We start from the raw sequence: 19,375 nt of genomic DNA, 5'->3' as shown, positions 1-19,375 counted from the left end.
TCCTTCAAAAGAAAAAGTTGACGACAACCCACACCGACAAGACGCCAAGCGCAAGCCCCCAAACCTTCCACAACATGGTACATGCGCGGAAAACCTCGTATGCGCCGATTTCCCGACGCGCATCACCGTTCACCCAGGCCAGATCGCGAATCTGCCCGTCATAACTGCGAGGGCCTGCTAAGGCGATGCCCAAGGCGCGGGCCATGGCGGCTTCAGGCCAGCCTGCATTGGGTGAAATATGGCGACGCGCATCGACGACCATTTCTGCCCAACGAGACCATTGACCGGATAGCGCGATGATCATCACGCAGGTCAGTCTTGCCGGGATCAGATTTAGCAAATCATCAAGCCGGGCTGAGGCCCAGCCGAATTCAAGGTACTTCTCGTTGCGGTAGCCAATCATGCTGTCGGCCGTATTGACGGCCTTGTAGATCAGCAACCCTGGCAAACCCGCAATCAAGAACCAGAACGCGGGCGCAATGACGCCGTCACTCAGATTTTCAGCCGCACTTTCGATGGCGGAACGGGCAACCTGCGCTTCGGTCATTTCAGTGGTATCGCGCGAAACGATGCGAGCAACCATGGTACGCCCTGCAGGCAAAGACTGCCGTAGTGTTTCGCCGACATCCCGGACATGAGTAACCAGCGATTTCTGTGCAAGGAGGATGGCGCAGACAGCGATTTCGATAATCGGGCCGAGCAAAGAAAGCAGCTTGCCAGCGGCAAAGGCTGCAAGAACCAGAAGCGTGACCGTGAATACACCCTTGAGGCGCCGCTGCGACCCTGTGTTCAAGCGTTTGTCAAGCCAGCCAATCGCATTGCCTATTACCACGGCTGGATGGCGAACGCGGGACCAGAGCCAGTCAGGCTCACCCAAAGCTGCGTCCAGACACATGGCACAAACCAGCAACAGCGCGGTGCTCAAAGCGCTGCCTCCAACCGATCCCAGCCACCTGCGGGGGGCAGGCCAAGGCGCAAATAGGTTTGGGAGTAGGGGAAGATGCGGCTCCAGATATGTGCTTTTGCCAATCGGTCTTGCCATTCTGCAGCATCGTCGACCTCATAAAGTCGGAACAGGCTGGTGCCGCCGACCAGAGACGCTCCCTTTCGGGTGAGCAGAGCGTCTAGTTTGCTTGCTTCATTGGCCAGATTTCGGCGGGTGGCATCGGCCCAATCAATATCCCGCAATGCACGTGTCCCGATCCGCAGGGCAGGGCCTGAGACGGACCAGGGACCTGTCAGATCGTTAAGCTTGCTAATCAGATTGGGGTGACCGATTGCAAAGCCCAGCCTCAGCCCCGCCAGTCCCCAGAACTTTCCAAAGCTCTTGAGCACGACGACACCGGGGTGACCCGCGAGGTGGATCAGAGAAGCATCGGGGGTGACGTCGCAAAAACTCTCATCGATCACGGTCAACGGGGCATCAACATCACACTCACGCCAGATGCGGCCGTCGGGATTGTTGGGATGCACGATCACCCGGGCCTCTGCCGGAGCGTTTTCCTGCACGGACCAGCCTTGCGCATTAAAGGCGGCGGCGTGCTCGTTATATGTGGGCATCGTGATTTGCACCCGACCTGTTCGGGCGAGCGCGGGAATCCTGGCAATGAGAGCTGAGGCCCCTGGCGCAGGCAGGATCATGGCCTCGTCCGGAACAGACCAGAACTGACGAGCAGCGTCTGCCAGCCTTTCAAAAGCGCCATGATCCGGCAGTTCCATCCAGTCCGAAGGTTCCAGACCTGAAACTTCATATGGATGCGGATTGATGCCAGTGGACAAGTCGATCCAGTCCGATCGGGTGCCGCCATAGTTCCGGATAGCACCATCCAGACCCCCACCATGGTCGCGTGCGGCCCGCGGGTTCAATTCGTCGCTTTGTCTTGCCATCTGGATCTCTGCCGGAATCGCGTGTTTCAGCCCGCTTCAAGCGGATTTTTGCCATTTATACAAGCAAATCCGCGTGATCCGAGCCCGTGACAGGCATCGTTAACTTTTTGTTAAGGAAATGACGGGATCACGGACCAAGGGGTCGGCACCGTTCACTCTATCAAGTGCCGAGGTTGTTGCAAATGAAAGTTCTGATTGTTGAGAGTAACCCCGATCTGGGTCGGGTGTGGCAACGCCATCTGCAAAGGCAGGAGGCCGAGGTCACATTGGTCGAAACGCAAGAAGCCGCAATTCTGGCGCTCTATAGCACGGCATTCGATATCATCGTCTTGGATCTGGTATTGGAAACCGGCAGTGCGCTTGCCGTGGCTGATTTTGCCAGCTACCGCCGCCCCGATACCAGGGTGATCTTTGTGACCAATACGACGTTCTTTTCAGATGGATCCATCTTTGCCCATAGTCCTAACGCCTGTGCCTATGTGCAAAGCGGCACGCCGCCAGAAGATCTGGCGGCGATGGTCGAGCATTATGCGGCGGGCCGCTGATCCCGTCTGTGGGGCTCCATGTAATCCAGTTCAGGATTTACCGGGATGATCCGGTGCGGATTGATACTGTCATGGCTGAAGTGATAGTGGCGCACGATATGAGCCATGTTCACTGTCTGGGCAACGCCGGGCCACTGGTATAGCTCGCGCGTATAGGCCCACAGGCTAGGGTAATCGATCAACCGCCGCCGGTTGCATTTGAAATGCAGATGATAAACCGGATCGAACCGGATCAGTGTGGTGAACAGTCTCCAATCCGCTTCGGTGAGGCGATCACCCATCAGATAGCGGCGCGAAGCCAGGTGATCCTCAAGCCAATCCAGAGTTTCGAACAATGGGTTTACTGCATCGTCGTAAGCCTCTTGCGAGGTCGCAAAGCCGGATTTGTAGACGCCGTTATTTACGTTCGAATAGATGCGCGCATTGACCTCTTCGATGTCATCCCTCATCGCCTCAGGCCAGTAGTCATCGGTGTTTCCGGTAATCTCGTCAAACGCCGAGTTAAACATACGGATGATTTCGGAGCTCTCGTTGGAAACGATGGTTTCTTGCTGCTTATCCCACAGGATTGGCACAGTCACGCGACCAGAGTAGGTCGGGTCAGCCTTGGTATAGACCTGATGGGCATAGTCCAGACCATAGAGGGTATCGCCGGTTGCACCATTGCCGTCTTTTTCAAAGCTCCAGCCCTTGTCCAGCATATCGGGATGCACAACCGAGACCGAAATATGATCGCTCAGCCCTTTCAGTTCCCGAAAGATCAGCGTTCTGTGCGCCCATGGGCAGGCATGGCTGACATAGAGGTGATAGCGTTCTGTCTCTGCGGGGAAACCACCTTTTCCGGACAGTCCTGCACTGCCATCCGTGGTCAGCCAGTTGCGGAACTGAGCGGCGGAACGCTTGAACGCTCCTCCAGTGGATTTTGTGTCATACCAAGTGTCATGCCATTTACCGTCGACCAACAGGCCCATCTTGTGTCCTCCGCAAGTATTCACGGCGAAGATAGTCTGCGCTTTCAGTGCTTCCTATTGAACCAGGCGCGCAATTAGCCTGCATCGCTGCACACTGGTGGTTGGGATTTCTGTGCAACAGTCGGCGATTGGGCAAAACTAAGTGTCGCGGTTCACTGGATTTTTACATATCTGCCCCCACAATAAAGAGTGTTAAGGGGGGAATAGATTTATGAGTACCTATGTTTCTAAGGAAATGCGTGCCGAATTGGATGCGGCACGAATCGCTACCCTGAAGAAAGCCAGTCGCTTGAGGGTGGAAATGGGCGACAATTACTTCAAAATCCTCAAATTGTGGAATGATGGATTTTCCGTTGAGGCGGAGACTACGCCGCAATTGCGCGGTCTTGTCGACATATACGATGGTGCAAAGCACCTTTATCAATGTCTGATCATTGCTGATGAAGAAGAGGGCGGCGAGATGCGTTATGAGTTCAAACGCAATACCGCCGCAGCTGATAAGGCCCCGTTGGATTTCTATCGCGCTCCCGATGCGCCAATCGCGTTGCTTGGTGTGGAAGACTGACCGCTAGGGTCGGATTTCAACCGTTGTCCCAGTTGGTGCAAGGCTCCAGAGCCGTGCCATTTCAGAATTCGATATTGCGATGCAACCGGCAGTCCAGTCGCCCGGAAGTGTGATGCCAAAGACGCCGTTTGGCTGACCGTGGATGAAGATGTCTCCACCGGGGTCGACGCCCTCAAGACTGGCGTGATCAATATCTTCAGTCTGTGGATAGTCGATACCCAGTGACAGGTGATAAGCGCTTTGAGGATTACGCCTGTCTATCTTGAACAATCCAAGCGGCGTTTTGCCATCGCCTTCCTGCTGCTTGTCGCCCTCAGGCTCAAAACCAAGTGCGATGTCGGCCTGCATCACGATCGCTCCATCCAGCGTGGCCGTCAGCCTGCGGGCAGATTTCTCGATAAGGATATGGTCGACCTGCGAGGCCTCAGGTGCCATCGGCGGGGCAACAGGTCTTGGGCCAAAGCGGTGCCAGCCAAACCAGCCAGCACCAGCCACAAGAACAATCAGTGTTATCAGAGCAAACCGGCGCATGTTTTACTGCAGATCGGAAAATGCGTCTTTCAAGCGATCACAGGCTTCTTCGATCCGGGCACGCTGAGTTCCGAGGTTGAACCGCAGGAACTGTTCACCGCCTGAACCGAATGTTGTGCCGTGATTGACCGCGATCTTGGCTGTTTGCTCGACACGGTTAGTGAACTCAGCGCGATCCATGCCTGTGCCCGAGAAATCGACCCAGGCCAGATAAGTGGCTTCCAACGGCATCGAACGCAGCCCGGGAATGCGAGCAATTGCGGTATCAAAGACTTTTCGGTTTTCGTCGATATAGGCGATCTGTTCGTCCACCCATGCCGCCCCTTCAGCAGAATAGGCGGCTGCGGTCGCAAACTGCCCGACTGAGTTCGGCGCAAGCGACAGGGCGAGCATCCGTTTTGCAAACTGTCCCCGCAATTCAGGATCTGGAATAATCACCTGACCTGTATGCAAACCGGCGATGTTGAAGGTTTTGGATGGCGCAGTCAGCATTAACAGCCGGTCAGTGATTTCCGGTGCAGCATTCTGCATCGGGATGTGAGTGTGTCCCGGATAAACCAGATCGTGGTGAATTTCATCAGACAAAAGCAGCAGGTCGTGGCGTTTGGCAAAATTCGCGACCGCCTGCAATTCGGCTTGGGTCCAGACCCGACCACCGGGATTGTGCGGTGAGCAGAGGATGACCATCTTTTCCTTGCCTGTCATCTGCTCATCATAGGCTTCGAAATCCATCTCGTAGCGGCCATCATTGTTGACCATCTGGCATTCCACAACCTCGCGGCCTGCATTGCGGATCACCTTGGCAAAGGCATGATAGACCGGTGTGAAAAGGACGATCCCATCGCCGGGTTGTGTGAATGTGTCCAGACACATACCAACACCGTTCACCAAGCCCGTGGTGGTAAAGATCGCATCCGCATCCACGACCCAATCATGGCGGGTGCGCATCCACCACCGGATTGCGTCTTTATAAGGCTGGTCGAGATTGACGTAACCGAACACACCATGGTCAACCATTTCGCGCATCTTGTTCAGCACGGGCGCAGGCGCCCGGTAGTCCGTGTCCGCGACCCACATGGCGATCCCGTCATTGGTCGGTACGCCATAGACCTGCTCCATCATGTCCCATTTGGCGCAGTGGGTGCCGTGGCGGTTGATGAGATCGTCAAAACTCATGGGTGTTCTCCTGTCTGATCGCAGGGCAAGCTATCCTGAATCGCGCTGCGTGCAAGGGGGGCGTTGCGGCGACGCACGTGATGGCCTAAGTCAGCCTCATGAAACGCAATATCCTGATCCATCCCGATCCCCGCCTGAAAACGGTCTGCACGCCGGTCGCTGACATCACCGACGAACTGCGTAAGCTGGCCGATGACATGCTGGAGACAATGTATGACGCGCCCGGCATTGGCTTGGCTGCACCCCAGATCGGGATACTCGATCGGTTGATCGTGATTGATTGCGTCAAGGAAGAGGGCGAGGCGCCCCGACCATTGGCGATGTTCAACCCCGAGATTGTTTCGGCATCGGATGAAACCAGCGTCTATGAAGAAGGTTGCCTGTCCATCCCTGACCAGTATGCCGAGGTCACCCGTCCCAAGGTTGTTGATGTCACCTGGTTGGACCGGGACGGGAACCTGCAGCAAGAGACGTTTGATGGGCTTTGGGCCACCTGCGTCCAGCACGAGATTGATCACCTGAATGGCAAGTTGTTCATCGACTACCTCAAACCGCTCAAACGGCAGATGATCACCCGCAAAATGCAAAAGCTGAAGCGCGAGCGCGCCCGCGCATAAGCGTGGCATCGGAGAACAGCATATGACCGTACGCTCCTGCCTGCCCTGGCCAGACAAACGCCTGCGCAGCAAGGCCGATGAAGTGACCGAGATCACGGATGAGATCCGCGCCATTTGGGACGACATGATTGACACGATGGAGGCGATGCCGGGCGTTGGTTTGGCTGCTCCTCAGATCGGTGTGATGATGCAGCTTGCCGTTGTTGACGGTTCGACCGAACGAGGGCGTGCGGTGAAACTTGCAAATCCGGAAATTCTACACAGCTCAGTCGAGTTGCGCGAACATGAAGAGGCCAGCCCAAACCTGCCAGGCGTTTCCGCCAAGGTAAAACGCCCTCGGGCAGTAACGGTCAAATTTCTGAATGAGCACGGTATGATCGATCGCCGGGATTTTGTCGGTATCGAGGCGACAAGCGTGCAGCATCAGATCGACCATCTTAATGGCAAGATGTACTTTGACCGTCTCAGCAAGGTCAAAAGGGACATGCTGTTGCGCAAAGCCAAAAAGGCAGGGTGAGACTGGTTATGCGTATCGTATTCATGGGAACCCCCGATTTCTCGGTGCCGGTGCTGGATGCGCTGGTGAAGGCCGGCCATGAGATCGCTGCCGTGTACTGCCAGCCACCACGCCCGGCGGGCCGAGGGAAGAAGGACAGACCTACGCCTGTTCACGCGCGCGCTGACACTCTGGGCCTGACAGTTCGACATCCAGTGTCACTGAAATCACCTGAGGCGCAAGCCGAGTTTGCAGCGCTTGACGCTGATGTTGCGGTGGTTGTGGCTTATGGGTTGATCCTGCCGCTGGCTATTCTGGATGCACCTCGCCACGGTTGCCTTAATATTCATGCAAGCCTTTTGCCGCGTTGGCGTGGGGCAGCACCGATCCATCGGGCGATTATGTCCGGCGATACCGAAACGGGTATCTGCATCATGCAGATGGAGGCAGGGCTGGATACCGGTCCGGTATTGCTGCGCGAAGCTACTGATATCGGGATCGAGGAAACCACGGCGCAATTGCACGACCGCCTTTCCGTCATGGGCGCGCATCTGATAGTCGATGCTCTTAACCGTTTGCCGGATCTCGCGCCAGAACCGCAACCTGAGATTGGCGTGACCTATGCTGCCAAGATCGATAAGGCAGAAGCGCGTGTTGACTGGTCATCCCCTGCCGTAGAGGTTGATCGACAAATCCGGGGGTTGTCTCCTTTCCCTGGCGCCTGGACTGAAATTGAGGGTGAACGCGTCAAACTGCTGGCTTCGCGGATTGCGCAGGGCCAAGGTGTGCCGGGCGAGGTGCTGGATGATGCGCTGACCGTTGCCTGTGGCGAGGGTGCTGTCGAGCTTCTGCGTCTGCAACGGGCAGGCAAGGGCGCGCAAGACAGGGACGAGTTTCTGCGCGGTTGGAGCATTAATGCCGGAACCCGGATTTAGAAAAGGACAACTGACTTGTATTTGACATTGATGGGGACTGTGCTGATTGCGGCAATCGTTGGTGCACTGTCCGAAAAATCAGGCTTTACCCACAACGGTTATTTGCAATCCATCATCATTTGTATCGGCGGTGCCTTTCTGTTTTTCTTTACCCAGATGATGTTCGGCAGGATGTTTGGCTTCGGACTTGGTCTGGGTTCCCCGGGGCTTAACGCAATCGTGTCATCTGTTGGTGCGCTCATCATTGTGCCGACTCACTGGAGAAAATGAGATGCCCATTGTCGCACTGATCATCATTGGAGCAGCCGCCGGATTTTTGGCGACGAGGTTGATGAAGATCGAGGCCGACATTCCAACCACCATGCTGATTGGCATAGTTGGGGCACTGGTAGGTGGGTTCCTTTTGCGGACGCTGATCACGGTCATGGGCTGGCTGTCCGGTTTCATCGGGGCGGTACTTGGGGCGCTGTTGGTGATCTGGATTTGGCAGACCTATTTTCGCCGCTGAACACTTGACCCTCAACAAAAGTGCAGGCCAGATCGCGCGGCAATGATATCGGAGACCGCCGCATGCCGCATGATCTGAAACCGGGTGATGTTGCCCTGATGGGCATTCCACTGGATCTGCACTCATCTTTTCTGCAGGGGCCAGCCTTTGCCCCCGGGCGAATTCGCGAAGCACTACACTCCGGGGCTGCGAACCTGACCGCCGAGGATGGCACTGATCTTAGTGCGACGGACCGTTTCAAGGATACCGGGGATCTTGATGTTTTTGAGATGCGCGGTCAGGAACCCATTGATCGGATTGAGGCAGGCGCTGCCGAACGTGTGGAAACTGGCGCGCGGCTGCTGTCATTGGGTGGCGATCATTCGGTCGCTTACCCACTGATCAAAGCCCATGCCGAGCGTTATGAAGGTTTGAACATCCTGCATATCGACTCGCACCCTGATCTTTATGATCAGCAAGATATCGGTCCCCTTGGTCACGGCTGCCCTTTCGCACGGGTGATGGAGAATTGCCCGATCAGACGTCTGGTGCAGGTGGGTATTCGCACCATGAACGCGCATCAGCGCACGCAGGCAGACAAGTTCGGCGTCGAAGTGATCGACATGCGTAACTGGCGACCGGACCTTCAACTTTCTTTCGATGGTCCGGTGTATCTGTCGCTGGATCTGGACGCTTTGGACCCGGCCTTTGCCCCCGGAGTGTCACATCATGAACCTGGTGGCCTGAGTACGCGCGAGGTGATCGACTTGATCCACCAGTTTGAAGGGCAATTGGTTGGCGCGGATATCGTTGAACTGAACCCTCACCGTGACCCATATGGGATGACCGCGATGGTTGCAGCGAAGTTTGTCAAAGAAATCGGCGCGCGTTTGCTGATGGGTTAGGGCCTATTGTCTGGGTGGACGGCCCTTATAGACCGGAAGTTTCCAGCCAAATATTAAAGAGCCAGCCCGCAACGCCCAGCATACCAACGCGCAGAGCCCAAGTGACAACAGGGGCTCCAACCCAAGCTTTGTTGCAAAGACTGCAGTAATCGCACCTGAAAAAGCGCAGGAGACGTAGAGTTCACCCTGCTTCAACACCAGCGGCACTTCGTTACACACGACATCGCGCATCAATCCACCCAGGCACCCGGTGCTGATACCCATAAGCACGACGATTACCCCGGACTGCCCCAGTGACAAAGCCGCGCCGGTTCCTGCGGCGACAGCAATCGAAAGTGCGAAACTGTCCAGCCAGACCAGCCAATTGTATCGGCTTTCGACAAGATGCGCCGTAAAGAACACCAAAACCGCAGCCGCCGTTGCAATCAGGATGTAATCGGGTTGCCCAACCCAGAAAATGGGATGCCGGTCCAGCAGCAGATCCCGGACCGTGCCTCCACCAACCGCCGTTAGGCAAGCCATGAACGCGAACCCAACCAGATCAAGCTGCGCACGGCTGGCCACCAATGCGCCTGTCAGCGCAAAGACCAGAACCGAGGCGTAATCCAGCAGGGCAAGCCCGTTCACGCCTTGGCCTTTTTTGGCTTGAATGGCTCCATACCGCCACGGGCAAGCTCGTCAGCACGTTCATTCTCGGGATGCCCAGCGTGCCCCTTTACCCATTCCCATGTGACGTCATGACGGGCCTGCGCCTCATCCAAACGCTGCCACAGATCGACGTTTTTGACCGGTTTCTTGTTGGAAGTTTTCCAGCCATTGCGCTTCCATCCGAATATCCAGCCTGTCACGCCGTTTTTTACATATGCACTGTCAGTCACAATCGTGATTTTTGATGGTCGCTCCAGCGCCTCAAGCGCGGCGATTGCGGCCAGCAATTCCATGCGATTGTTTGTGGTTTCCGCTTCGCCGCCATTCAGTTCGCGTTCTTTGAGGACGTCGTCCCCATCCATCGCACGCAGCAATACCCCCCAACCGCCGGGGCCGGGATTGCCAGAACAGGCGCCATCCGTATAAGCAAACAGATCAGGCATGTGCGGCCAACCTGATCCAGTCCGATACCGATCCATCAAGCCCGGTGCCGCTACCATGCCATTGGCCCGTAACGGTGAATCCTGCCTCCTGCAGATAAGTCTTCAATTCATCCTCACTGTAGTAACTGTAGTACCGACCCAACCTGTCCGGTCCTTCGCCCTGTCCCAGCTTCATGGCGATGAACAGAACGCCATGCGGCTTCAGAGCTTTGTGAATTGCCACCAGATGGTTCGGGAAGGCTGCGCGGGTGGCGTGAAGCAGGCTGAAATTAGCCCATACGCCATCATAGGCTTCGACTTCGTTCAGGTCCGTAAACTCTGCTTGCCGAGCGGTAACTCCATGATTGGCGGAGGCCAGCTTGACCATTTCGGCCGAGGCGTCCGTTGCCTCAACCTTCAGCCCCGCCTGCGCCATGACCAGCGCGGATGCGCCCGGTCCGCAGCCCAGATCAAGGACCATACCTCCCTCGGGAACCGCTGCGATGAAATCGGTCATACCCCGATCCGCTTTGTTTGAGTCATCGGTCAGTTCGGCATATTGCTGTGCCTGTTCGTCATAAACAGAGATGGTATCAGGATCGCTCACAGGTAAACTCCTACAGCAAGACATAAAACTACGATTGCGGTCAGAAGGATGCGCAGTTTCATCCACCAGCGAGGCGCAAGGCCCCAGTGCCAGAATGCGGCATCCAGAAGCAATAAGCCTATGAAGCCAATGATCAGGTTTATCCCGGCAGTTTCCGGTCCACCGCCTGTGGTAAAGAACGCCCAGAGAGCAGGTAGGACTGACAGCGCGTAACACGTCGCGGCCTTGCTTCCCGAGGTCTTGGTCGCGAATCCCCACAAGATCCCGGACATGAAGCTGAGAATGACGGCTCCATAAAAAAGTTGCACGTATGGTCCCACAAAGCGTGGCCCCAGCATTTGGGTGCCCCAGGCCTGCAGGTCTGAATTTACGTATGTTACTGCGCCCCAAACAAACGGGATTAATCCGGCCAGGCCAAGAAACAGGGGTGCCTTGGGCACCCCGCTCATGCGGGCTGCCTCAGAACGCGCGGGACCTTGAATTCAACATTTTCTACAGCGGTTTCGACAAGCTCGACAGTCACATCGTAGCGTTCTTTGAAGGCGTCGATAACTTCGTTGACGAGTACCTCCGGAGCTGAAGCGCCGGCTGTGATGGCAATGCTCGAAATGCCATCGAGGGCTCGCCAGTCGATTTCTCTCGCGCGCTGTACCAACTGCGCATAGGCGCACCCGGCTTTTGAGGCGACCTCGACCAGTCGTCGGGAATTGGATGAGTTTGGCGCGCCCACCACAAGCAGTGCATCGGATTTTGGGGCTACCGATTTGACCGCTTCCTGCCGGTTGGTCGTGGCGTAGCAGATGTCTTCCTTATGCGGCCCCACGATTGCCGGGAACCGAGCCTGCAAGGCTGCTACAATATCTTTGGTATCATCGACGGAAAGGGTGGTTTGCGTGACAAAGGCCAGCTTATCCGGGTTCCGGACGTCAACATTTGCGACGTCGTCAACGGTTTCAACCAACAAAACCTCGCCATCCGGCAACTGCCCCATAGTGCCGATGGTTTCAGGATGACCTTTATGGCCAATCATGATCATCTGCAGCCCGGCCTCGGCATGGCGCTGCGCCTCGATATGCACTTTGGACACAAGCGGGCAGGTGGCGTCCACGAACACCATTTCGCGTTGGGATGCTGCAGCCGGGACAGATTTCGGAACGCCATGGGCTGAAAAGATCACCGGGCGGTCATCTGGGCATTCATCCAGCTCTTCGACAAAGACAGCACCTTTTTCGCGCAGACCATCGACTACGAATTTGTTGTGAACGATTTCGTGGCGCACATAGACGGGCGCTCCCCATTTCTCGAGCGCCATTTCCACGATTTTGATTGCACGATCCACGCCCGCGCAAAAACCGCGCGGTGCGGCAAGATAAAGTGTCAGTGGCTGCTGGGTCATGGCGCTGTCTCCTTGAATGGGACAGGTAAGGCTTTTCATACCGTTGGTCCAGTCAGGACCGGTCTGTCATTCATATGACATGAATCAGTGCTAGCAAAACGGTGTTTCAGCACTGGTCCTTGGTTAAAGAAGCGCGGCCAGGACAATAGATCCTGACCGCGCACATTATTCCGCTTGGTGAGTGGCGGATTGTATCAGGTGCCCGAGGCGACCGCCACACTGCGTGGCTCGTTAGGGATGTCACGCGGAGGCCGGCCGATCACGTCGCGCAGGTCCTCAAGCTCGATGAAGTTGTCGGCCTGACGGCGCAACTCGTCCGAGATCATTGGCGGTTGGCTGCGGATGGTCGAGACAACTGAAACACGCACGCCCTGACGCTGCAGGCTGGCAATCAGCGGGCGGAAATCCCCATCGCCCGAGAACAGCACAATATGGTCAACGCGTGGTGCAAGCTCCATGGCATCGACGGTGAGCTCGATATCCATGTTTCCTTTGACCTTCCGACGCCCCATGCTGTCGGTGTATTCTTTCGCCGGTTTGGTGACCATGGTGAAGCCATTGTAATGCAGCCAGTCAACCAGTGGGCGGATCGGTGAGTATTCGTCGTTTTCGAGCAGCGCTGTGTAATAAAAGGCTCTCAGCAGCTTCCCCCTGCGCATGAACTCTTGCCGCAGAAGCTTGTAGTCGATGTCAAAACCGAGAGCTTTTGCCGCAGCATAAAGATTCGAGCCGTCGATGAACAGCGCTAGCCGTTCGTCCTTATAAAACATAAACAGTCCCTTTCGGTATAACCCAGAGCGCCGCGTGTTACGTGAGTGAGTGAATGAAAAATGATCGACGCGCTGGTGTCCCTATAATTAGGGCTTTTGGGCTGTATCGCAAGTATGCGTCATAAGGAATATGGGGTCAGAAGTGAACAAAACTTGCTCAAACGCAGTGTTAGCGCTAGGCGCAAATCTCAATCTGAGAGATAATGAGCCCAGTGTGACACTTCGCCAAGCGATTGATGCGTTGGAGCGTCAGGGTGTGGTGATTCGCAGGGTGAGCCGTTTCTTTGAAACTCCGTGCTTTCCGGCGGGTGCGGGGCCTGATTACGTGAATGCTGCGGCGCTAATCGAAACCGATCTGGATCCGAACGGCCTGTTGGAATTGCTGCATCGGGTTGAACACGAATTTGGCCGCGCACGCGAACAGCGTTGGGGTATGCGCACTTTGGACCTTGATCTGGTGTGTTGGGAGGATCTCGTGCTACCGGATCAGGCCGAATATAAACGCTGGTTCAACTTAGCTGCGGATCAACAGTCTCAGGTCGCGCCAGATCAGTTGATTGTTCCGCATCCCCGTTTGCAGGACCGGGCCTTTGTGCTTGTTCCGATGGCTGACATTGCACCTGATTGGCGTCATCCCGTTCTCGACCTGACCGTGACTGAAATGATTGCCAGGTTGCCAGCCGAGGATGTATCTGCGGTAACACCGATGTGAAGCATTGGAAAAAGCCATTTCCCGCTTGTCAATGCGGGGAATCACGCTTAGATAAACCCCTTCCTGACACAGATTCATTTGTGGAGAGCGCCCTATGGCCCGCGTGACGGTCGAAGACTGCGTAGACAAGGTTCCGAACCGGTTCGAACTGGTGATGCTTGCCGCCCATCGTGCGCGCGAGATTTCTGCCGGTGCCGCGATCACCGTAGATCGTGACAACGACAAGAACCCTGTCGTTTCGCTGCGTGAAATCGCAGATGAAACTCAGAGCGCAGATGAACTGCGTGAGCGTCTGATCGAAGCGAACCAGACTCAGATCGAAGTTGACGAACCTGAAGAAGATCAGATGGCGCTGCTGATGGGTGCTGAATCGGACAAGCCTGCCGACGACGACATGTCCGAAGAAAAGCTCCTGCGCGCTCTGATGGAGGCTCAAGGCCAGGGGTAACCCAAGCTACACAAGGTGCGGACCGGATGATTTCTGCTGACGACTTGATTGCGCTGGTCCGCAACTACAACCCAAAGACAAATGCAGATCGCATCGCCCGGGCTTACGAGTTCGGGCAGCAAATGCATGAAGGGCAGTTCCGCCATTCCGGAGAGCCCTATTTTAGCCATCCTGTTGCCGTTGCCGCGATCCTGACCGAACAGCGTCTGGATGATGCGACCATCATCACGGCTCTCCTGCACGATACAATCGAAGACACCAAAGCCAGCTACGGCAAGATTTCCGAGTTGTTTGGAGAGGAAGTCGCCAAGCTGGTTGATGGTGTGACCAAGCTGACCAATCTGCAGTTATCCAGCCGCGAAACCAAGCAGGCGGAAAACTTCCGCAAGCTTTTCATGGCAATGTCCAAAGACCTGCGGGTTATCTTGGTCAAGCTTGCCGACCGCCTGCACAACATGCGCACTATCAAGGCGATGCGGCCGGAAAAGCAGGTCATCAAAGCACGTGAGACAATGGATATCTACGCGCCACTGGCTGGCCGCATGGGTATGCAGTGGATGCGCGAGGAGTTGGAAGATCTTGCCTTCCGCGTTCTAAATCCAGAGGGCCGCCAGTCGATCATTCGTCGGTTCATTACGCTTCAGCGAGAAACCGGGGACGTAATCCACCGGATCACCGGAGATATGCGCCACGAGTTGGATAAGGCGGGGATTGAGGCCGAGGTTTTTGGTCGCGCCAAGAAGCCTTATTCGATCTGGCGCAAGATGCAGGAGAAGGATCAGGGTTTCTCGCGTCTTTCCGACATCTACGGCTTTCGCATCATTACGCAGTCCGAGGAGGATTGCTACCGCACGCTCGGTGCGATCCACCAGCGTTGGCGCGCGGTGCCGGGGCGGTTCAAGGACTATATCAGCCAGCCTAAATCGAACGGTTATCGATCGATCCACACCACCGTCTCGGGGCGTGACGGCAAACGGGTTGAAGTACAAATTCGCACCCGCCAGATGCACGACGTTGCCGAAACAGGTGTGGCCGCACACTGGTCCTATCGCGATGGGGTTCGATCCGAAAACCCGTTTGCAGTAGACCCTGCCAAGTGGATCGCAAATCTGACCGAGCAGTTCGACAACGAGGATGATCATGAAGACTTTCTCGAGGCCGTTAAGCTCGAGATGTACTCGGACCAGGTGTTCTGCTTCACGCCGAAAGGGGATGTTGTAAAGCTGCCCCGTGGCGCGACACCGATTGATTTTGCCTATGCGATCCACACGCGTATCGGCCACGCTTGTGTGGGTGCCAAGGTGGATGGGATCCGGGTTCCACTCTGGACACGCCTCAAGAATGGACAATCTGTCGATATCATCACTGCTGACGGCCAGACGCCGCAGGTCACGTGGCTGGAAATCGCAGTGACCGGAAAAGCCCGCACAGCCATCCGTCGCGCATTGCGTGAGGTGGACCGCGAGCGCTTCATCAAGTTGGGCAAGGAACTGGCACGAGCCGGTTTCGAACATGTCGGCCGCAAGGCGACTGACAAGGCGTTGGATACTGCAGCCAAACATCTGCGGCTTAAAGATCGCCACGAGCTGTTAGCGCGCCTCGGAAGTGCTGAACTGACAGCTCATGAAGTGGTTGAGGCCGTTTATCCTGAGCTTACGAAAGATGAAGGTGACGCCATTCCGCTGCGTCGGGCAGTGATAGGTCTGGAACCGGGGCAGAAATTCGATCGCGCGCCTTGCTGCCAACCTCTGCCGGGTGAGCGCATCGTTGGCATCACCTATCGCGGCAAGGGTGTGGTTGTGCACGCCATCGACTGTGACCGCCTGTCCGAGTTTGAAAACGAACCCGAACGCTGGGTTGACCTGCATTGGCATTCGGGAACCCACCCGGCGGTCTATGGTGCGACGCTGGATCTGACCATTGGAAACGATGCGGGCGTATTGGGTCGCATTTGCACATTGATCGGAGAGAAAAAGGCCAATATCTCCAATCTGGAATTTGTTGACCGCAAACCGGATTTTTACCGCCTGCTGATCAATGTCGAACTGCGCGATTTGGAACAGTTGCATTCGCTGATGTTGATGCTTGAGGCGGAAAGTGATGTTGCGGCGGTCGAACGTCATCGGGACAAGGCGGATGCCGCTGTTGCGGCTGGTTGAGAAGGGGTGATCAGGAGTGGTTTTCAAGCGCCGAGATCGACGCTCGCCTGTCCAGATCGCATCGGAATTTGTCTATCCGCGCGGCGGATGGACCCGCGCCTTCCACTATGTCAAACATCGTGTTCGTCGCCTGCCGGATTCACCTGAGCGGATCGCGCGAGGAATCGGGGCAGGGGTATTTACCGCATTCACCCCGTTTTATGGATTGCACTTTGTCGTTGCGGCCGTTCTGGCGCGATTGATCAACGGCAATATTCTGGCCGCGCTTAGCGGCACGTTTTTTGGGAATCCGCTGACCTATGTACCTATCGGAGTGGTTTGCCTGCAAACCGGGCATTTCCTGTTGGGGACCCAATTCGAGAAGGGTGATACCAAGGGTCTGATGGGCAAGTTTGCCGGGGCAATCGGTGATCTGAAAAACAACCTTTTCGCCATGTTTACTGACCGCGTAGCAGACTGGCACGGGCTTGCGCAGTTCTATCATGAGGTTTTTTACCCATACCTCATCGGTGGCATTGTTCCGGGTATGATTGCTGGGGTGGTCTGCTATTTCCTGAGCTTACCGTTGATCCGTACCTACCAACAGCGCCGGCGGGACCGGATCAAGGCGAAATTCGAAGAAATCAAACAGTTGGCTGAATCCAAGGCTGACGCTTCGATCACAAATCCACTAGGGTCAGCCGCAGGGCTGAATAAGGATTCGAGCGATGTCTGAGAACCATCTGCGGTTGGGCGTTAACATTGACCACGTGGCCACGGTGCGAAACGCCCGGGGTGGCGCGTACCCTGATCCTTTGCGTGCTGCCAAGCTGGCTGAAGAGGCTGGTGCTGATGGTATCACCGCCCATCTGCGCGAAGACCGGCGCCATATCTCGGATGCGGATATCGACGGCTTGATGGAAGTGCTGTCAGTACCGCTGAATTTTGAGATGGCCGCCACGCCGGAGATGCAGCAGATTGCCTTGCGCCATAAGCCCCACGCGGTTTGTATCGTTCCCGAAAAGCGCGAGGAACGCACTACCGAAGGCGGGCTTGAGGTCGCACGAGAAGAAAATAAGCTGGCTCATTTCATTGCACCCCTGCGTGAAGTGGGATGTCGTGTATCGATCTTCATCGCTGCTGATCAGCGCCAGATCGAGGCTGCGCACCGAATTGGTGCCGAGGTGATCGAGTTGCACACTGGTGCCTATTGCGATGCGCATGCAGAAGGTCACATAGAAGTGGCTGCACGGGAACTGGAGGCTCTGCGTGAAATGTCGAGCTTTGCGCATTCGCTGGGCCTTGAGGTTCACGCTGGCCATGGTCTGACCTATGACACGGTGAAACCCGTTGCTGAGTTTCCCGAAGTGCGCGAACTCAACATTGGCCACTTTCTGATCGGCGAGTCGATCTTCCGTGGCCTTACACCTGCCATTCAGGAAATGCGCCGCTTGATGGATGAGGCACGGACATGAAACGCTTTACAGGTTGTTCGAGAAAGAGAAATTCATAATGAAAACGAACATTGTACGCTTTTCATTGGTTTACGTTGGAACCTGTATCGCGATGCCGTTTATGGATTTGGCAGCCCAGAAACTATTGGGGGCGGAACTACCAGGTGCCGCGGCGGGAATGATCCCGTTCATGACGGCTGCGATGATCGAAGGACAGCGCTATGTGAAAGATCATGGCGAAAAACCAACTACGTCGGGGATGTGGGCAGCATCGCGCCTAATGGCTTTGGTAGGTCTAGTGTGGTCATTACTTCTGGCCGTGGTTTTTGTTATGGTCTTTCCAGAAGTATTGGCACCACTATCAAGCCTTCCCATCATTTGGATGTTAGTGATTCTTGGCATTTCGTTCGTACTTTCCATTTTGCTTTGTCGCTTGTTCATTGGTTTGGGTGCAAAGAACCAATTGAAGCAGATGGCGCGTCAACACACTCGCTCCTCATGATCGTCATCGGTTACTTCTTCCTGCTCACAGTCGCCGTTCTCGGTATTGTTCGGTTGACCCTTGCGTGATGATCACCTCGGGATTCATAGCAATCTGGATCGCGTGGCTGCTTGCAGGCGGCTCACCCGGACCAGCGACGATGGGCATTGCCGGGACCGCCATGAATGAGGGCCGTCAGGCCGGTCTGGTTTTTGCTCTGGGCATTTGCGCAGGCTCGGCCGCTTGGGGCATCGCGGCCGCGCTGGGGCTGTCGGCCATCATGCTGGCCAATGTCTGGGTGTTTGAAGTTATCCGCTATATCGGCGTGACTTATCTGGGTTGGCTTGCACTGAAGGCCTTGCGTCGCGCTATGACGTCGGACGAAGTGGCTTTGGGTAAGCCGGTGACAGGATCTCTGCGTAGCATCTTTGCCAAAGGTGCCGCCATTCACCTGACCAATCCCAAGGCAATCCTTAGCTGGGGCTCGATCTATGCCATCGTTGCGCCAAACGACGCGAGTCTTTCGATGCTGCTTGGCTATTTTGCGAAGCTCTATGCGGGTTCGCTTCTGATCTTCATCGGCTATGCTTTCCTGTTCTCGTCCGAGCGCATGGTCCGCGCCTACCGCCGCGCCCGCCGCTGGTTCGATTTTGCGTTTGCGGGGTTCTTCGGGGTAGCGAGTTACAAGATTTTGACGGTGAGGCTGTCTTGATTGCTTTATGGAGAGAAGATCAGAAAATCCTTGTTTTCAATCGATTTAGGTTCGTCTTTTTCTTTTCAATTTACCTTTTAATGTCGGTTTCGCCCAACTTCGTGGGGGTGCCCATCCCTGAAGGCGCCTTGTTTGTTCCGGTGAAGCTCTTGGTAATGCCTGTCATGTTGGCCACGATGGTTGAGATATTTCCGTTCTTGTTTAGGCGCTCAGAGCAGTTCTCAAGTGCGACGCTCTGGTACAATGCAGTCTATATGGTTGGCCTTTCGGTATTGTGGTGGTGGGCGGTGCAGATCGCTGTTTTGATCTATGGGTTTCAGCACTGTGGGAGAATTAGTTTCTCTAAGGTCTTTCTTGGAAATGCGGCACTATTGTTTTGGGCTCCGATTGCTATAGGTGTTTGCCGTTTAGTTCTACAATTCCCGGCTCAGTGGCGTTCAACACTGTCCGGCAGCAAGAGTGACTAATACAT

The 19,375-nt window shown here is 55.6% G+C and carries 27 protein-coding genes; 16 read left to right on the top strand and 11 right to left on the bottom strand.

Features of this window, described 5'->3' with window-relative positions:
* Positions 1-4: 4 nt before the first annotated feature.
* Complete coding sequence (gene cbiB, locus GOX61_RS11715; RefSeq protein ID WP_170333902.1) at positions 5-925, bottom strand: adenosylcobinamide-phosphate synthase CbiB; 921 nt, start codon at positions 923-925, stop codon at positions 5-7.
* On the bottom strand, positions 922-1,887 hold the full coding sequence (gene cobD / locus GOX61_RS11710) for a threonine-phosphate decarboxylase CobD (RefSeq protein WP_170333900.1): 966 nt from the start codon (positions 1,885-1,887) through the stop codon (positions 922-924). The genes cbiB and cobD overlap by 4 nt, the downstream gene beginning before the upstream one ends.
* A 182-nt stretch (positions 1,888-2,069) precedes the next feature.
* On the opposite strand from cobD, the gene GOX61_RS11705 reads away from it, so the two are divergent.
* A complete protein-coding gene (locus tag GOX61_RS11705) occupies positions 2,070-2,432 on the top strand; it encodes a response regulator transcription factor (RefSeq protein ID WP_155142235.1) in 363 nt (120 codons plus the stop codon).
* Here the strand turns inward: GOX61_RS11705 and GOX61_RS11700 are convergent.
* Positions 2,414-3,403 (bottom strand): glutathione S-transferase family protein, encoded by a 990-nt coding sequence (locus GOX61_RS11700; protein ID WP_170333898.1) that lies wholly within the window; start codon positions 3,401-3,403, stop codon positions 2,414-2,416. The genes GOX61_RS11705 and GOX61_RS11700 overlap by 19 nt on opposite strands.
* Positions 3,404-3,614: 211 nt before the next feature.
* On the opposite strand from GOX61_RS11700, the gene GOX61_RS11695 reads away from it, so the two are divergent.
* Positions 3,615-3,968, top strand: coding sequence for a hypothetical protein (locus tag GOX61_RS11695; RefSeq protein ID WP_155142239.1), 354 nt, complete (start codon positions 3,615-3,617; stop codon positions 3,966-3,968).
* A 3-nt stretch (positions 3,969-3,971) separates the two neighbouring features.
* On the opposite strand, the gene GOX61_RS11690 is transcribed toward GOX61_RS11695, so the two are convergent.
* Together GOX61_RS11690 and GOX61_RS11685 are read right to left on the bottom strand one after the other, a co-directional pair.
* The gene (locus tag GOX61_RS11690) at positions 3,972-4,499 is read right to left on the bottom strand and encodes a L,D-transpeptidase family protein (protein WP_170333896.1); all 528 of its coding nucleotides are present in this window, start codon (positions 4,497-4,499) and stop codon (positions 3,972-3,974) included.
* A 3-nt stretch (positions 4,500-4,502) separates the two neighbouring features.
* Entirely contained in the window at positions 4,503-5,675 is a 1,173-nt protein-coding gene (locus GOX61_RS11685; protein ID WP_170333894.1) for a MalY/PatB family protein, read from the bottom strand.
* 98 nt (positions 5,676-5,773) lie between these two features.
* Between GOX61_RS11685 and def (GOX61_RS11680) the strand changes: the two genes are divergently transcribed.
* The 6 genes from def (GOX61_RS11680) (at position 5,774) to speB (ending at position 9,115) form a co-directional block, all read left to right on the top strand.
* On the top strand, positions 5,774-6,292 hold the full coding sequence (gene def / locus GOX61_RS11680; RefSeq protein ID WP_155142250.1) for a peptide deformylase: 519 nt from the start codon (positions 5,774-5,776) through the stop codon (positions 6,290-6,292).
* Positions 6,293-6,314: 22 nt separating this feature from the next.
* Complete coding sequence (def, locus tag GOX61_RS11675) at positions 6,315-6,809, top strand: peptide deformylase (RefSeq protein WP_155142254.1); 495 nt, start codon at positions 6,315-6,317, stop codon at positions 6,807-6,809.
* An 8-nt stretch (positions 6,810-6,817) separates the two neighbouring features.
* Positions 6,818-7,723, top strand: a complete 906-nt coding sequence (gene fmt / locus GOX61_RS11670) for a methionyl-tRNA formyltransferase (protein ID WP_170333892.1) — start codon at positions 6,818-6,820, stop codon at positions 7,721-7,723.
* 15 nt (positions 7,724-7,738) lie between these two features.
* Complete coding sequence (locus GOX61_RS11665) at positions 7,739-7,993, top strand: hypothetical protein (protein WP_155142258.1); 255 nt, start codon at positions 7,739-7,741, stop codon at positions 7,991-7,993.
* 1 nt (position 7,994) lies between these two features.
* Positions 7,995-8,231 (top strand): GlsB/YeaQ/YmgE family stress response membrane protein, encoded by a 237-nt coding sequence (locus GOX61_RS11660; RefSeq protein ID WP_155142259.1) that lies wholly within the window; start codon positions 7,995-7,997, stop codon positions 8,229-8,231.
* 62 nt (positions 8,232-8,293) lie between these two features.
* Positions 8,294-9,115: an agmatinase gene (gene speB / locus GOX61_RS11655; RefSeq protein ID WP_170333890.1), complete on the top strand. Its 822-nt coding sequence runs from the start codon at positions 8,294-8,296 to the stop codon at positions 9,113-9,115.
* A 3-nt stretch (positions 9,116-9,118) separates the two neighbouring features.
* Here the strand turns inward: speB and GOX61_RS11650 are convergent, their stop codons facing one another.
* From GOX61_RS11650 to GOX61_RS11625, 6 genes are all read right to left on the bottom strand, one after another.
* On the bottom strand, positions 9,119-9,742 hold the full coding sequence (locus GOX61_RS11650) for a trimeric intracellular cation channel family protein (protein ID WP_170333888.1): 624 nt from the start codon (positions 9,740-9,742) through the stop codon (positions 9,119-9,121).
* Positions 9,739-10,206: a ribonuclease HI gene (gene rnhA, locus GOX61_RS11645; protein WP_170333886.1), complete on the bottom strand. Its 468-nt coding sequence runs from the start codon at positions 10,204-10,206 to the stop codon at positions 9,739-9,741. The genes GOX61_RS11650 and rnhA overlap by 4 nt, the downstream gene beginning before the upstream one ends.
* Positions 10,199-10,792, bottom strand: coding sequence for a class I SAM-dependent DNA methyltransferase (locus GOX61_RS11640; RefSeq protein WP_170333883.1), 594 nt, complete (start codon positions 10,790-10,792; stop codon positions 10,199-10,201). Before GOX61_RS11640 ends, rnhA begins: the two co-directional genes overlap by 8 nt.
* On the bottom strand, positions 10,789-11,241 hold the full coding sequence (locus GOX61_RS11635; RefSeq protein ID WP_170333881.1) for a DUF3429 domain-containing protein: 453 nt from the start codon (positions 11,239-11,241) through the stop codon (positions 10,789-10,791). The genes GOX61_RS11640 and GOX61_RS11635 overlap by 4 nt, the downstream gene beginning before the upstream one ends.
* Complete coding sequence (gene ispH, locus GOX61_RS11630; protein WP_170333879.1) at positions 11,238-12,188, bottom strand: 4-hydroxy-3-methylbut-2-enyl diphosphate reductase; 951 nt, start codon at positions 12,186-12,188, stop codon at positions 11,238-11,240. Before ispH ends, GOX61_RS11635 begins: the two co-directional genes overlap by 4 nt.
* A 194-nt stretch (positions 12,189-12,382) precedes the next feature.
* Positions 12,383-12,958: a LabA-like NYN domain-containing protein gene (locus tag GOX61_RS11625; RefSeq protein ID WP_155142273.1), complete on the bottom strand. Its 576-nt coding sequence runs from the start codon at positions 12,956-12,958 to the stop codon at positions 12,383-12,385.
* Positions 12,959-13,088: 130 nt separating this feature from the next.
* Here GOX61_RS11625 and folK point away from each other — a divergent pair, with 130 nt between their 5' ends.
* The 8 genes from folK to GOX61_RS11585 all read left to right on the top strand — a co-directional run bounded on the left by folK (position 13,089) and on the right by GOX61_RS11585 (position 19,370).
* Positions 13,089-13,670, top strand: coding sequence for a 2-amino-4-hydroxy-6-hydroxymethyldihydropteridine diphosphokinase (folK, locus tag GOX61_RS11620; protein WP_170333877.1), 582 nt, complete (start codon positions 13,089-13,091; stop codon positions 13,668-13,670).
* Between the two features lie 94 nt (positions 13,671-13,764).
* The gene (gene rpoZ, locus GOX61_RS11615; protein WP_155142277.1) at positions 13,765-14,118 is read left to right on the top strand and encodes a DNA-directed RNA polymerase subunit omega; all 354 of its coding nucleotides are present in this window, start codon (positions 13,765-13,767) and stop codon (positions 14,116-14,118) included.
* A gap of 26 nt (positions 14,119-14,144) precedes the next feature.
* Positions 14,145-16,277 (top strand): RelA/SpoT family protein, encoded by a 2,133-nt coding sequence (locus tag GOX61_RS11610; protein WP_155142280.1) that lies wholly within the window; start codon positions 14,145-14,147, stop codon positions 16,275-16,277.
* 16 nt (positions 16,278-16,293) lie between these two features.
* Complete coding sequence (locus GOX61_RS11605; protein WP_170333875.1) at positions 16,294-16,992, top strand: DUF2062 domain-containing protein; 699 nt, start codon at positions 16,294-16,296, stop codon at positions 16,990-16,992.
* Entirely contained in the window at positions 16,985-17,731 is a 747-nt protein-coding gene (locus tag GOX61_RS11600; RefSeq protein WP_170333873.1) for a pyridoxine 5'-phosphate synthase, read from the top strand. The genes GOX61_RS11605 and GOX61_RS11600 overlap by 8 nt, the downstream gene beginning before the upstream one ends.
* 37 nt (positions 17,732-17,768) lie before the next feature.
* Positions 17,769-18,212 (top strand): ABZJ_00895 family protein, encoded by a 444-nt coding sequence (locus GOX61_RS11595; RefSeq protein ID WP_155142284.1) that lies wholly within the window; start codon positions 17,769-17,771, stop codon positions 18,210-18,212.
* Positions 18,213-18,279: 67 nt separating this feature from the next.
* Positions 18,280-18,903 carry a LysE family translocator gene (locus tag GOX61_RS11590; protein WP_170333870.1) on the top strand — a complete coding sequence of 208 codons (624 nt, stop codon included), beginning with the start codon at positions 18,280-18,282 and terminating at the stop codon, positions 18,901-18,903.
* Complete coding sequence (locus GOX61_RS11585; RefSeq protein WP_170333868.1) at positions 18,900-19,370, top strand: hypothetical protein; 471 nt, start codon at positions 18,900-18,902, stop codon at positions 19,368-19,370. The genes GOX61_RS11590 and GOX61_RS11585 overlap by 4 nt, the downstream gene beginning before the upstream one ends.
* Positions 19,371-19,375 lie beyond the last annotated feature (5 nt).

Source organism: Ruegeria arenilitoris (genome assembly GCF_013030265.1).
Lineage (GTDB): Bacteria > Pseudomonadota > Alphaproteobacteria > Rhodobacterales > Rhodobacteraceae > Ruegeria > Ruegeria arenilitoris_E.
The sequence above is the reverse complement of the archived record's forward strand: the minus strand, read 5'-3'. Positions and strand labels throughout refer to the sequence as shown.

Coding starts and splice junctions, on each gene's coding strand:
- GOX61_RS11595 (WP_155142284.1), top strand. CDS start 17,769: ATGAAAACGAACATTGTACGCTTTTCATTGGTTTACGTTGGAACCTGT.
- fmt (WP_170333892.1), top strand. CDS start 6,818: ATGCGTATCGTATTCATGGGAACCCCCGATTTCTCGGTGCCGGTGCTG.
- GOX61_RS11600 (WP_170333873.1), top strand. CDS start 16,985: ATGTCTGAGAACCATCTGCGGTTGGGCGTTAACATTGACCACGTGGCC.
- GOX61_RS11590 (WP_170333870.1), top strand. CDS start 18,280: ATGATCACCTCGGGATTCATAGCAATCTGGATCGCGTGGCTGCTTGCA.
- ispH (WP_170333879.1), bottom strand. CDS start 12,188: ATGACCCAGCAGCCACTGACACTTTATCTTGCCGCACCGCGCGGTTTT.
- cobD (WP_170333900.1), bottom strand. CDS start 1,887: ATGGCAAGACAAAGCGACGAATTGAACCCGCGGGCCGCACGCGACCAT.
- GOX61_RS11695 (WP_155142239.1), top strand. CDS start 3,615: ATGAGTACCTATGTTTCTAAGGAAATGCGTGCCGAATTGGATGCGGCA.
- GOX61_RS11635 (WP_170333881.1), bottom strand. CDS start 11,241: ATGAGCGGGGTGCCCAAGGCACCCCTGTTTCTTGGCCTGGCCGGATTA.
- folK (WP_170333877.1), top strand. CDS start 13,089: ATGGGGTCAGAAGTGAACAAAACTTGCTCAAACGCAGTGTTAGCGCTA.
- GOX61_RS11685 (WP_170333894.1), bottom strand. CDS start 5,675: ATGAGTTTTGACGATCTCATCAACCGCCACGGCACCCACTGCGCCAAA.
- GOX61_RS11705 (WP_155142235.1), top strand. CDS start 2,070: ATGAAAGTTCTGATTGTTGAGAGTAACCCCGATCTGGGTCGGGTGTGG.
- rnhA (WP_170333886.1), bottom strand. CDS start 10,206: ATGCCTGATCTGTTTGCTTATACGGATGGCGCCTGTTCTGGCAATCCC.
- GOX61_RS11690 (WP_170333896.1), bottom strand. CDS start 4,499: ATGCGCCGGTTTGCTCTGATAACACTGATTGTTCTTGTGGCTGGTGCT.
- def (WP_155142254.1), top strand. CDS start 6,315: ATGACCGTACGCTCCTGCCTGCCCTGGCCAGACAAACGCCTGCGCAGC.
- def (WP_155142250.1), top strand. CDS start 5,774: ATGAAACGCAATATCCTGATCCATCCCGATCCCCGCCTGAAAACGGTC.
- speB (WP_170333890.1), top strand. CDS start 8,294: ATGCCGCATGATCTGAAACCGGGTGATGTTGCCCTGATGGGCATTCCA.
- GOX61_RS11700 (WP_170333898.1), bottom strand. CDS start 3,403: ATGGGCCTGTTGGTCGACGGTAAATGGCATGACACTTGGTATGACACA.
- GOX61_RS11610 (WP_155142280.1), top strand. CDS start 14,145: ATGATTTCTGCTGACGACTTGATTGCGCTGGTCCGCAACTACAACCCA.
- GOX61_RS11625 (WP_155142273.1), bottom strand. CDS start 12,958: ATGTTTTATAAGGACGAACGGCTAGCGCTGTTCATCGACGGCTCGAAT.
- rpoZ (WP_155142277.1), top strand. CDS start 13,765: ATGGCCCGCGTGACGGTCGAAGACTGCGTAGACAAGGTTCCGAACCGG.
- GOX61_RS11660 (WP_155142259.1), top strand. CDS start 7,995: ATGCCCATTGTCGCACTGATCATCATTGGAGCAGCCGCCGGATTTTTG.